The 12,197-nt window shown below is 69.2% G+C and carries 9 protein-coding genes; 8 read left to right on the top strand and 1 reads right to left on the bottom strand.

All coding sequences use genetic code 11. The features are described from left to right. The first annotated feature begins 238 nt into the window (after positions 1-238). The 8 genes from ACGFZW_RS34165 (at position 239) to ACGFZW_RS34130 (ending at position 10,528) form a co-directional block, all read left to right on the top strand. Complete coding sequence (locus tag ACGFZW_RS34165; protein ID WP_393897196.1) at positions 239-1,048, top strand: chitinase; 810 nt, start codon at positions 239-241, stop codon at positions 1,046-1,048. 531 nt (positions 1,049-1,579) lie between these two features. Then, a complete protein-coding gene (locus ACGFZW_RS34160) occupies positions 1,580-2,296 on the top strand; it encodes a GntR family transcriptional regulator (RefSeq protein WP_393897195.1) in 717 nt (238 codons plus the stop codon). Between the two features lie 228 nt (positions 2,297-2,524). Then, positions 2,525-3,808, top strand: a complete 1,284-nt coding sequence (locus ACGFZW_RS34155; protein ID WP_393897194.1) for an amidohydrolase family protein — start codon at positions 2,525-2,527, stop codon at positions 3,806-3,808. 66 nt (positions 3,809-3,874) lie between these two features. Then, complete coding sequence (locus ACGFZW_RS34150) at positions 3,875-5,236, top strand: amidohydrolase family protein (RefSeq protein WP_393897193.1); 1,362 nt, start codon at positions 3,875-3,877, stop codon at positions 5,234-5,236. A gap of 421 nt (positions 5,237-5,657) precedes the next feature. Beyond that, positions 5,658-7,238, top strand: coding sequence for an MFS transporter (locus tag ACGFZW_RS34145; RefSeq protein WP_393897192.1), 1,581 nt, complete (start codon positions 5,658-5,660; stop codon positions 7,236-7,238). 219 nt (positions 7,239-7,457) lie between these two features. Beyond that, positions 7,458-9,101 carry a purine-cytosine permease family protein gene (locus ACGFZW_RS34140; protein ID WP_393897191.1) on the top strand — a complete coding sequence of 548 codons (1,644 nt, stop codon included), beginning with the start codon at positions 7,458-7,460 and terminating at the stop codon, positions 9,099-9,101. A 94-nt stretch (positions 9,102-9,195) separates the two neighbouring features. Beyond that, positions 9,196-9,726 carry a VOC family protein gene (locus ACGFZW_RS34135; protein WP_393897190.1) on the top strand — a complete coding sequence of 177 codons (531 nt, stop codon included), beginning with the start codon at positions 9,196-9,198 and terminating at the stop codon, positions 9,724-9,726. After that, positions 9,719-10,528, top strand: coding sequence for a MerR family transcriptional regulator (locus ACGFZW_RS34130; protein ID WP_393897189.1), 810 nt, complete (start codon positions 9,719-9,721; stop codon positions 10,526-10,528). Before ACGFZW_RS34135 ends, ACGFZW_RS34130 begins: the two co-directional genes overlap by 8 nt. Before the next feature lie 91 nt (positions 10,529-10,619). Here the strand turns inward: ACGFZW_RS34130 and ACGFZW_RS34125 are convergent, their stop codons facing one another. After that, on the bottom strand, positions 10,620-12,104 hold the full coding sequence (locus tag ACGFZW_RS34125; protein WP_393897188.1) for an MFS transporter: 1,485 nt from the start codon (positions 12,102-12,104) through the stop codon (positions 10,620-10,622). Between the last annotated feature and the right edge of the window lie 93 nt (positions 12,105-12,197).

The following is a 12,197-nucleotide window of genomic DNA, read 5'->3' as shown; positions in this document are numbered from 1 at the left end:
CGTGACGGCGGCGGCGGTTGCGGGTTCGTTGCTGGCCGGCTGTTCGTCCGGAGCCGACGAGGAGCCGCCGGATCGTACACCGTCGGCGCCCTCTCGCACCGAGAGCCGGCCCCCCTCCAGCGCGCCTCCCACCAAGGGGACCGAACCCCCCGCGCCGGAGCCCAACGCATTCGCGCCGTACGTGGATACCTTGCTCAAGCCCTCTTTTGACCTCCTCCGGAGCGCGCAGGAGACCGGGGTGAAGGAGTACAACCTGGCCTTCGTCTCACCCGGAGGCGGTTGCACGCCCAAGTGGGGCGGCAGGCAGGAGCTGCGCGACAACCCGGTGGCGCGCCAGGCGGATGCGCTGCGCGCCAAGGGTGGCGATGTGCGGATCTCCTTCGGCGGCCAGAGCGGTCACGAACTGGCCCGGGTCTGCGGCTCGGTGGACAAGCTGGTGCGCGCGTACACGAAGGTCATCCACGCCTACGACCTGAAGAAGGTCGACTTCGACATCGAGGGCCCCGCCCTGACGGACAAGAAGGCCAACACCCTCCGCGCCCAGGCGATCGCACGGCTGCAGAAGCAGCACCCGGGCCTGGACGTGTCCTTCACTCTCCCGGTGCTGCCGTCCGGTCTCAACCGGCATGCCGTCGCGGTCCTGGACAACGCGAAGAAGGGCGGGGCCCGGGTCTCCTCCGTGAACATCATGGCCATGGACTACGGCAGCTATTACGACGGCGACATGGGCGAATACGCCATCTCAGCCGCTACGGCCACCCAGAAACAAATCAAGAAGGCGCTCGGCATCCGGCGTGATGCCGCGGCCTGGAAGGCCGTCGCGGTCACACCGATGATCGGCGTGAACGACGTCGAGGTGGAGGTTTTCACTCCCGCCGACGCGGTCGAGCTCAAGAGGTTCGCCGACAAGACGGGACTCGGCCGGCTGTCGATGTGGTCGGCCACCCGGGACAAGCCCTGCCCGGGAGGCGCCAACTCCAAGGCGATGGCGACCTGTTCGAGCACCGAAGGAAAGACGAACGAGTTCGTGCGGGCATTCACCGGTTGAGGGACGCGTCTCTCTGTCGGTGGCCACGGGCTGTACGCGGCTGTGGTGAGCGCGGCGTCAGAGGGCGTGAGAGGACGATGCCCCCGCCGTAGCATTCCGGCGGGGCATCGTCCTCTCACTGCGAGGCCTGCGCAGGGGTCGGCGGGGGATCCATTGTCCTCAGACCCTCCGCTGTCGAGCGCCCGCCGAGCCAGGACGCAGCCACCTGGCTCAGGGAAGCTCCTCTGTCCCGGCTGCGGCTGCGGGGATTGCGGGGGACTGGGGGAGGGGCGCCTCGCTGCCGGACACGTCCGACGAGTGGCCAATCCGGCCAACCTGGAAGCCGTGCTGCTGCTCATCGACGAGTGCGAGAAGATCGCCGGCATCCGGTTCGGCCGGGCCGTCGTCCCCGAGCGAGCCAAGGGAGTCAGGCCGGCGCACCGCACCGCACCGCACCGCACCGCTCCGAGCCCCGCCCCGCCCCGAGCCCCGCGTCGTCCGTGTGCTGCCGCGTATCCTCACACTGAGCAAGCTGAGCGAAGGACGGTGCACGTGGCGGGCAGCAGCAAGCAGCATGGCGGTGCGGCCGGCGGCGGGAGCGCCACCCCCGGGGCCGCCGGGCGTACCTCGCTCAGTGCCTGCGCGCGCGACGCCGTACGGCAGCGGATCGTCGACCGGCGCTACCCCCAGGGCGCCCGCCTCGTGGAGCGGGAGGTCGCGGAGGAGCTGCGGATGTCTCGCGTACCGGTACGCGAGGCGCTGCGCGCGCTGGTGGCCGAGGGCCTGCTGGAACTGCTGCCGCACAGCGGCGTCCGCGTGCGTCGGCTTGAGCGCATCGATGTGCAGCACCTGTACGAGGTGTGGGAGCCCCTTGCCGTACAGGCCTCGCGACTCGCTGCCCGCCGTGTGGCGGGGGCGGGAGCGGACGAGTCGTCTCTGCTCTCCGCTCTGCGGGCCTCCCTCGAAAGGGCGGAGCAGGCGGCCGCCGACGGGGAGGGTGCGAGCGAGGTGGCGGCCCATACCGCGTTTCACGAGGACATCGTGACACTGAGCGGCAATCCCCTGCTCGCCCGCACGATGGAGCAACTGAGCTGGCAGCTCCAACTGTTGTTCGGCCTGCGTGAGGAGCCGGAGCACATGCGTGCCCAGCACGCGTTGATGTTCCGGCACATCGCCGCGGGCGACGAGGATTCGGCGGCCGCGAGCACCCTGCTGCACGTACGCGACAGCCGTGCGGTGGCTCAGCGCTCCCTCTTCGGCGCCGGTTGAGCCGGGTCCACCCACAGGCCCCCTACTTTGTATACCAAGACCCCGCTTCCTGGCTCTCCGCTTGCGTGACGCGGACGTGGTCTCCCTCAGCGGCTGCTGCGCTTACCGCAATAACAAGGGTAAAGGGTGCGTACTACGCGGGAACGGAATCGCATCTTCCCAGCCACCAGTGTCCGCTGGTATACAAAGTGCTCCCCATATTCGCCACAGCGATCAAGGAGCCCACCGATGTGCGTAGAGCCCGCCCCGCCGCCCCCGAGCCGCCTGACCCGGCGCGGTGTTCTCGCGGGCGCCGCCGCCCTGGCCGGCACGTCGGCACTGCTGACCGCGTCCGCTCCCGGGGCCGCGGCCACCGGCCGCCGCTTTGCGGGCGGTCGCGGCGGTGACCTGGTCGTCGAGGGCGGAACGCTGCTCGACCCGGACACCGGCGAGGTCACCGAGGACGCGCTCGTCATCATCACCGGCGGCCGCGTCCGCGTCGCCGGTTCCAGGGCCCGTACCGCCGCCCAGGTCCCCGGCGGCGCACCCGTGCTGCGGGCGGACGGTAAGTGGATTCTGCCGGGACTCGTCGACGCACATATTCACCTCAACACGGCGGCCGAGGCGCGCGACGCGGTCCGCAAGGGCGCGACGAGTGCCCGCAGCGGATCGACCAACTTCTACCAGGACGTCGCCGTACGGGAGTTGGCCCACCAGGCGCCGCAGCAGGCGCCGCGGCTCCGGGCCGCGGGCATCTTCGTCACGCCGGACCTGGGCGACACGATCCTCGCCGATCCGGATCTGGCCCCGCTCGCCCGGCTGCGGAACGGTGTCCGCTCGGAGGAAGCCCTGCGCCGCGTGGTCGACGTCAACCTCGCGCGCGGCGCCGACGTCATCAAGACCCGGGTGAACGAGCGCGCCGGGCTGCCCGAGCAGGATCCGCTCACCCAGGTGTACGACCACGACCAGCTGTCCGCGATCGTCGCGGCCGCACAGCGCGGCGGCAAGGGCGTGCTATGCCACAGCTACAGCGAGAAGGGCTGCCACGACGCGGTCACGGCGGGGATTCGCTCCTTGGAACACGGGGTGTTCGTCGGCGAGCGCACGCTGCACGAAATGCGGCGCAGGGGAACGTACTTCACCCCCACGCTCACGGCGATCGCCGGACTCGTCGATTCCCCGGATCCGATTCTGGCGGAACGCGGCCGCAGCTACCTGCCGGTCCTCAAGCGGGCGGTGCTCGCAGCGCACGAGCGTGGCGTCCCGCTCGTCGCGGGCACCGACTCCTCCGGCGGAACGGTTCAACCCATCGGCGGCGAGGTCGAGTTGATGCATTCCGCCGGGCTCTCCGCACTGGAGGCGATCCGGGCCGCGACGACCGGAGCGGCGAAGCTGCTGGGGCTGGAAGGGGCGGTGGGTCGTCTGGAGCGGGGCTTCGCGGGCGACGTACTCATCGTGGACCGCGATCCGCTCGCCGACCTCAGCGTCCTCAAGAAGCCTTCGCACGTGGTCCGTTCCGGTCTCGTGGTGTAGCCGCCGGGCGGCCAATCGTCTCCTCAGCCTCACTCTTCCTCCCCGCCACATCGAAGGAGCCAACCGATGCGAGCCGAGTCGTCCCACCCTCTCACCGGCAGCCTCTCCCGTCGGGGCGTGCTGGCCGGAGCCGCCGCCCTCGCAGGAACCATGGCCGCGGCCACTCCTGAGACCGCTGCGGCTCAGAGCTCCGGATCGGCACCTGTCGCCGCCGCGAGAATCACCGAGCACGCCGGCCACCACCCGAACGCCACGGTCTTCAGGAACGTCCGTCCTTACGGCGCCGACACCCCGGTCGATCTCACCGTCGTCGACGGCCTCGTCACGGACGGCCCGGCGCCGAAGGGCGCCGAGGTCGTCGACTGCAAGGGCAGGATAGCCCTCCCCACGCTGGTGAACGCACACGTGCACCCGGACAAAACGGCATGGGGTGAGCCGTGGGTGACGCGCAACCCCGCGCACACCATCGCCGAGTACGCGGCCGAGGACGTGAAGCTGTACCACGCACTGCGCACACCGTTGAAGGACCGCGCCCAACGCCTCATGACGCACGCCGTCACCCAGGGCACGCGGGCGATGCGCGCACATGCCGATGTGGCGCCCGCCTTCGACCTGGAGGGCGTCGAGGGGATCGCGGCCGCTGCCAAGGAGCTGCGGCACGCCCTGGACGTGCAGATCGTGGCGTTCCCTCAGCACGGCGTCATCCGCACGCCCGGCACCAAGGAACTCCTGGAGGAGGCGGCACGCACGGGGATCATCGACCAGGTCGGCGGTATCGACCCGATCGAATTCGATGAGGCGCTCGACGAACAGCTCGACGTGGTCTTCGGTATCGCCGACCGGCACGGTGTGGGCGTAGACATCCACCTCCACGAGCGGGCCGGGACCGGCGTGAAGTCCCTCCGAGCGATCATCGATCGCACCCGCGCGCTGTCGCTCCAGGGCAAGGTCACCGTCAGTCACGTCTTCTGCATTCCGGGCCTGAAGGGCCGCGAACTCGACGACATGGCCGTGCAGTTGGCGGACGCCGGCATTTCCCTCACCACGGTGGCGCCGTCCTCCGACCTTGTCCTGCCGATCGACCGATTGCGTGAGCACGGGGTCCACGTCAGCCTCGGCACCGACGGCGTACGCGACTCATGGAGCCCCTTCGGCAACGCCGACATGCTGCACCGCTCCCACCTGCTGGCCTGGGTCCAGGACGTCCGCCTGGACGAGGATCTGGAGGCTGCCTTCCGCGCGGGCGCCGACGGCGGTGCTCAGCTCCTCGGCCTGCCGCGCGCCGACCTGAAGCCCGGCTCGCCCGCCGACTTCCTTCTCGTACGCGGTGAGTGCCTGCCCCAGATCGTGGTGGACCTCCCCCGGCGGGAGATGGTGGTGCGCGGTGGACGCGTGGTCGCAAGGGACGGCGAACTCGTCGAAGGATGAGGCCGCTGTCCGTGGACGGTGGTTGTCCGCCGGTCGAGGAGGTCGCCGGTGACCGCCGCGGCTCCCGGGCGGCCCACCACCGTCAGGCTGGTCGCATACCGACCGTGGTCGGCTGGCTGCGGGCGGCCGCCCACAGCGGCGTCCCACCGGCCCACCGCCTCGACGGCTGCTTCCGCCGGACCGGCCCGGTCTGCCTCTACCGGGGGCCGCGAGCCAGGCCGAAAGCCTCCTGGTGAGGACACGGCTGCGCCCCTCCTCACCAGGACAGGGCTTCGCCCCACGACTGCTGTGCCGCACCCCTCCGGGTAACCGCTGCCGGCGCCTTCCGAGACGCCCGATTGATCGACTGGTGGGGCCTGGCGCCCAGGCATAACGTGGGTGAAATGACCGGTCCGGTTCCCCGGAGCGGAAAGGCAACTCCATGACGAGTCACACGCCGACCCCCGAACCGACAGCCGGCTCCGGGCAACGGCGGGGTGGAGGCAGTGGGATTGCCCTCCTCGTCATTTGCTCGTGCCAGCTGATGGTGGTCCTCGACATCACCATCGTGAATATCGCGCTACCGAACATCCAAGAGGCGCTCGGCTTCTCGACCGAGAGTCTCTCCTGGGTGATTAATGCGTACACCCTCACCTTCGGCGGACTGTTGTTGCTCGGCGGCAGGCTGGGTGACATCCTCGGCCGCCGCAGAGTGTTCATCGCGGGAATCCTGCTGTTCGTCCTCGCCTCGCTGCTCGGCGGCCTGGCGCAGGAATCCTGGCAGTTGCTCGCCGCACGTTCACTGCAAGGCATCGGTGGTGCCGTCGCCTCCCCGACCGCACTCGCCCTCATCACCACCACCTTCCGCGAAGGCCCGGAACGCAACCGGGCCTTCGGGGTTTTCGCCGCCGTCTCGGCCGGCGGTGGCGCGATCGGTCTGCTCGTCGGCGGCATGCTCGTCGAGTGGCTGGACTGGCGGTGGGTGCTGTTCGTCAATGTGCCGATCGGCCTGGCCATCGCCGTCGCAGCACCGCGCTTCATCCGTGAGTCCGAGCGTCATCCCGGTCATTTCGACGTCCTCGGCGCACTCACCTCCACGGCGGGCATGGTCGCGCTCGTCTACGGCTTCATCCGGGCCTCGGAGGACGGCTGGAGCGATCCGCTGACCATCGGAGCCTTCGGCGTTGCGGTCGTGCTGCTCGCTGTGTTCCTCACCATCGAGCGCCGTTCGCGACAGCCGATCACACCACTGCCGATGTTCCGAGACCGCAACCGCGCGGGTGCCTTCGGGATGATGCTCAGCCTGGCCGCGGCGCTCTTCGGCATGTTCTTCTTCCTGACCCTGTTCGTCCAGAACGTGCTCCGCTTCAGCCCGTTGCAGGCCGGTCTGGCCTTCCTTCCGGTCAGCGCCGTCATCGCGGTGGGGGCGGGGATCGCCTCCCAGCTGCTGCCGAAGTACGGTCCCAAGCCGTTCATGGTGGCCGGGGCGCTGCTCGCGGCGGGCGGGCTGTCCTGGCTGACGCTGACGGATGTGCACAGTACGTATCTCGGGAGCCTGATCGGGCCGATGCTGGTGTTCGGCTTCGGTATGGGCTTCCAGTTCGTGTCCCTGACGCTGATGGCGGTCTCGGGTGTGGCAGCGCACGAGTCGGGGGCGGCCTCCGGGATTTTGAACGCCACCCAACAGGTGGGCGGCTCCCTGGGGTTGTCCATCCTGGTCACGACCTTCGGCACGGCGAGCCGCAACGAGGCCACCGACCAGATTCCGGCGTTTCTGTCGCAGGCGTCGCCCGCCGAACAACTGCAGTTCCGGCAGACCGGACAGTTGCCGCCTCCCTGGGGCGACGAGGTCCTGGCCTCCGGGGTCTCAAGTGCCTTCCTCGTCGCGGCCGCCTTCGCGATCGTCGCGGCGCTGATCGCCCTGCTGGTCATCCAGGTTCGCGCGTCCGACCTGCAACGTCTCCAGGGCGACGGGCCCGACCCTGCACCGTCGCCGGCCGCGTCGGGCGACGACACGCCCTGACCTCGCCGGCACGGGCCGGTAGCCCGTACCGGTCAGGCCACGGCGGTCGCCTCCGCCGTCTCGACCGCTCGCGCGGCGGCCGGCGGCGGCCGGCGGCGGCCGGGCATTCGAAACAGCCGGTTCACCCGGGAAGTACGCCGCGGAAACACGCGCTTCCTAACGTCCGGCCGTGAGCGACGCAGCACGTCGCAGTTCCCACGGCACCGCAGGAGGCGCGGCATGACCCAGGCTGATGCGAAACCGGCTGTCGCGGCAGAGCCCGCCCATGGGCAGGCGGTATCGGAGACCCTTGAGGACTACACCCTCCGCTTCGCGCCGCGCAGTTACCGCCGTTGGACGCCGATGGTGGTGGCGACCACCGCGCTGGGCGGCATCGCCTACATGGCCGACTTCTCCATCGGCGCGGGCATCGGCCTCACCCACGGCACCGGGAACGCGCTTGCCGCGATCCTCGTCGCGGCCGTCGTCATCTTCGTCACCGGCTTCCCGCTCGCCTACTACGCGGCGCGGTACAACATCGACCTGGACCTGATCACCCGCGGCTCCGGATTCGGGTACTACGGCTCGGTGCTCACCAGCGTCATCTTCGCCAGCTTCACCTTCATCTTCTTCGCACTCGAAGGCTCGATCATGGCGCAGGGGCTGAAGCTGGGCCTCGGGCTGCCACTGTGGCTGGGCTATCTGGTCTCCACGGTGATGGTGATCCCGCTGGTCATCTACGGGATGAAGGCGCTCAGCAAGCTCCAGGTCTGGACGACCCCGGTCTGGCTGCTGCTGATGGCGGGCCCGCTGCTCTATCTGGTCGCCACCGACCCGGGAACGGTGCACCGCTTCGTGTCGTACGCGGGCTCCGACGGCCGCGGTGGCGTCAACACCGCATCGGTGCTGCTGGGCGCGGGCGTCTGCTTGTCGCTGATCGCGCAGATCGGTGAGCAGATCGACTACCTGCGCTTCATGCCGCCCAAGACCGAGGCGAACAAGCGCAGTTGGTGGACGGCGGTGGTGATGGCCGGCCCCGGGTGGGTGGTGCTGGGCGCGCTGAAGCAGGCCATCGGGGTCTTCCTGGCCGTCCATGTCCTCGCCGAGGTGGGCCCGGCCGCGGCCACCGAGCCCATCCAGCAGTTCACCGGCGCCTTCGCCGCGATGCTGCCCTCCTGGCTGGTGGTGCCACTGGCCGTGCTCCTCGTCGTGATCAGCCAGATCAAGATCAACGTGACGAACGCCTACTCCGGTTCGCTGGCGTGGACCAACTCCTTCACCCGGGTCACCAAGCGCTATCCCGGCCGGATGGTCTTCGTCCTGGCCAATCTGGCGTTCGCCCTGGTCCTGATGGAGGCGGACATGTTCAGCTTCCTCAACGCCATCCTGGGCTTCTACTCCAACTGCGCCATCGCCTGGGTCGTCACCGTCGCCACCGACATCATCGTCAACAAGTACCTGCTGAAGCTGTCCCCGCACGCTCCCGAGTTCCGCCGGGGCATGCTCCATCCGGTCAATCCCGTGGGCGTGGTCGCCTTCGTCGCCGCCTCAGGGCTGTCGATCGCGATGTACTTCCATGCGCTGGGCGACGCCCTCCAGCCGTTCTCACCGGTCGCGGCGGCCGTGATCGCGTTCGTCCTCACGCCGCTGATGGCGCTGGCCACCAAGGGCCGTTACTACCTGCGGCGCCCCGATGACGGAATCGACGAACCGCTGCTGGACGCGGACGGCAACCCCAGCGCGACCACCTCCACCTGCCATGTCTGCCGGCAGGACTTCGAGCGCCCGGACCTGGCCGCCTGCCGGACCCACGACGCGGTGGTCTGCTCGCTGTGCCTGAGCACCGACCGGACCGGCGACCATGTGCTGCCCGCCGCCCACTAGCCGCACCGGGCCGCGACGTTGGTCGCATCGATGAAGGGAAGAGTTTCGGATTCGGCTTGACCCTCACGTTGCGTGAGGCTGGAGATTGGGGTGCATGAGCGACTACTACAACGCGTTCGAGATGAGCCCCGTACCCGCCCCCGGCCCGGATGCGGTTCCGCCGGAGCCGTGCCGTGGCATCTACGGAATGCCCGCGTTCGTGACGATCCCCACGAGCGATTTGGCGGAGTCGGTGGACTTCTGGACCCGTGGGCTCGGATTCTTCGAACTGTTCAGCATCCCCGGCAAGGTCGTGCATCTGCGCCGGTGGGCGTTCCAGGACGTACTCCTCGTCCCGGCGACGAGCGTTCCGGAACAGACACCAGCGGTGAGCTTCAGTTTCGCGTGCGTGCTCAGCGAGGTCGATTCCCTCGTCGAGGCCTGCCGTGCGTTGCGCCCGAACTCGGTCGACGGTCCACGGGATACTCCCTGGACCACCCGCGATGTGGAGGTGACCACGCCCGAGAACGCACGCATCATTCTCACTGCGGCGAAGCCCTTTGATCCGGCCAGTGAGGAGGCGCGCAACCTTGCGGCAGTCGGGATCACCCCACCGGGCATCGGCGACAATGGGGAGCATGCCTGATGCCACTGACGCCGACGCCGATGGCCTGACCGTCGGTCAGGTCTCGAAGCGTCTGGGCGTGACGGTCCGCGCGCTGCACCACTGGGACGAGATCGGCCTGGCGCGACCGTCGCTGCGCACGGCTGCCGGATACCGGCTCTACACCGCTGGTGATCTGGAACGTCTGCACCGCATCGTCATCTACCGTGAGATCGGCCTCGGCCTGGACAGGATTCAGTCCGTCTTGGACGACTCGACCGCAGACGTGCCCGGTGCATTGCGGGCGCAGCGCACCCAGGTTGCTGAACGGATCGACCGCCTCCAGCGGCTCAGTGCCGGACTGGACCGGATGATCGACGCCCACGAGCGTGGCCTGCTGCTGACCGTCGAGCAACAGGCCACGATCTTCGGCCCTCAGTGGAACCCGGACTGGCCCGCCCGAGCACGTCAGCGCTACGGAGACACGACGCAATGGCGGCAGTACGCCGAACGCTCAGCCTCGCGCGGTCCGGAGGATTGGCAGGACATCGCCGACGCCGTTGCCGGTCTCGACCGTGCCCTCGGGGATGCGATGGACGCCGGCGTCACACCTGGTAGCCCGGAAGCGAACGACCTCGTCGAGCGGCACCGCGAAGTTTTTGCTTCGTACTTTCCCCTCACCAGGCAGATGCAGGTCTGTCTCGGCCGCATGTTCGAGGGCGATCCGGCATACTCTGCCCACTACGACGGCATCCGCGCCGGCCTTGCCACGTGGTTCCGTCGAATCATCGACGCCAGCGCGCGCGCCCACGACATCGACCCCGACACCGCGACCTGGCAGTAGAGCGCGGTCGGCAGCGGCGGGGGAGTCTCGCCGCGGCGTGAAGCGGGAGATCGACGCGTAGGCCGTCACGCCCTGGGCGGCGGCCCCGGAGTCAGCCGCAGGAAGCCTCGGCATCGAGGCGTGCCCGCTCCTCCGCGTCCGCGTCGAAGCCGACGGGTTCCCAGCGCTTCACGAGCAGAGCGATCAAACCGAGGACGGGTGCAATGAGGATGACCCAGTACAGATCCGTGCCGAGGGTGCTGCTGAGGACAGGGAAAAAGAAGAGCGTCAGCGTCGAACCGAGCCTCAGCACGGCCTGGTTGAAGCCGATGCTGACCCCGCGCATCGACGTCGGGAAGCCCAGCGAGGCGTAGCTCATGATGTGTGCGCCGGGGCCGAAACCCTGGGCGAACATAAAGGCGCCGAGCATCAGGATCCCCGCCGTCACGACAGCCGTCCCCGAAGGCTCGCCGAGGAGGCCGAGCACCGCGATGGCGACGAACTGGATCGCGAAACCCAGCGTCATCATCGGCCAGGCACCCCGCGTCGCCGCCCAGCGGATGCCGAGCAGCCCGCCGGTCAGGGCGAAGACGAGATTCAGGGTGAAGGAGGACGCGATGGTGGTCAGCGGGCCCTGGGTCATCAGCGTGGCGATGATGATCGGCAGCCCGAAAGCGACCGCGTTGTAGCCGAAGGTCTCGGCCACGCCGACCGTCACCGACTGGATGGTGCGCGCACGGTACGGCGACCTGAAGAGCCGCGCGTACGAGGCCAGGCCGGGCCGGGGCGGGCGGGGCGCCTTCGGGGGCACGCCGTCGGCGACGCGCGCGTCCACGCCGTACGACTCCCGCAGGATCCTCGCCGCGCTCTCCAGGTCACCCTGGTCGGCGGCCCAGGTCGGGGATTCGTTCATGTAGCGCCTGCGCAGCAGCAGCACGATCAGTGCGGGCACAGCGCCGAAACCGACGGTGAACCGCCACAGCCAGCCCAACTGGGCGTCCGGCAGGAGGAAGTACAGCAGCATGATCACCAGGTAGCAGCCGCTGGTCGCGGCGTACCAGGCGGGCGACCAAGCGGCCGTCCGCGAGCCCTTGCTTCCTTTGCCCTTCAGACGGGAGAACTCGGCGAGGAATGCGATGGCGACCGGAATGTCCATGCCGACGCCGATGCCCATCACGAAGCGGGCGATGGTCAGTGTCCACGCATCTTGCGCCACCGCGCACACCAGCGCGGTGACGACGAAGAAGAACATGTTGGCCATGAAGACCCGGTAACGGCCGATGCGGTCCACAAGCCAGCCGCCGAGGAGGGCGCCCACCAGCGAACCGACGCTGATCGAGGCGGTGACCAGCCCGGCCGCGGCAGAGCTGAGGCCGAACTGCTTCGTGATGTCGGGCAGCCCGTACGCGAGGGAGCTCAGGTCGTACGCGTCGAGGAAGATGCCGCCGAGCGCGATGATCACGATCATCTTGGCGTGCCGGCCGCGTGCCGCGCCCGAATTCACCAGATCGGAGACGTCGGCCGCCGTACGGATCAGCACCGTGCCGGACACCGTCTCCTGCGGCGTGCTGACTGGCAGGGGGGAGGTGGAGCTCACAGGGGCCTTCCGGTGTCGTGCAGGCGGTGCAGGGACGTACCGCGGAATCGTATGCACCGTCCGGTTCCCGTCCGCGCGGGTGTCCGCATTCCG

Source organism: Streptomyces sp. NPDC048248 (assembly GCF_043201875.1).
Classification (GTDB): Bacteria; Actinomycetota; Actinomycetes; order Streptomycetales; family Streptomycetaceae; genus Streptomyces.
The sequence above is the reverse complement of the archived record's forward strand: the minus strand, read 5'-3'. Positions and strand labels throughout refer to the sequence as shown.

Bases quoted from the DNA above. Each gene is read 5' to 3' on its own strand.
- ACGFZW_RS34135 (WP_393897190.1), top strand. From the start codon at position 9,196: ATGAGCGACTACTACAACGCGTTCGAGATGAGCCCCGTACCCGCCCCC.
- ACGFZW_RS34140 (WP_393897191.1), top strand. From the start codon at position 7,458: ATGACCCAGGCTGATGCGAAACCGGCTGTCGCGGCAGAGCCCGCCCAT.
- ACGFZW_RS34155 (WP_393897194.1), top strand. From the start codon at position 2,525: ATGTGCGTAGAGCCCGCCCCGCCGCCCCCGAGCCGCCTGACCCGGCGC.
- ACGFZW_RS34145 (WP_393897192.1), top strand. From the start codon at position 5,658: ATGACGAGTCACACGCCGACCCCCGAACCGACAGCCGGCTCCGGGCAA.
- ACGFZW_RS34150 (WP_393897193.1), top strand. From the start codon at position 3,875: ATGCGAGCCGAGTCGTCCCACCCTCTCACCGGCAGCCTCTCCCGTCGG.
- ACGFZW_RS34130 (WP_393897189.1), top strand. From the start codon at position 9,719: ATGCCTGATGCCACTGACGCCGACGCCGATGGCCTGACCGTCGGTCAG.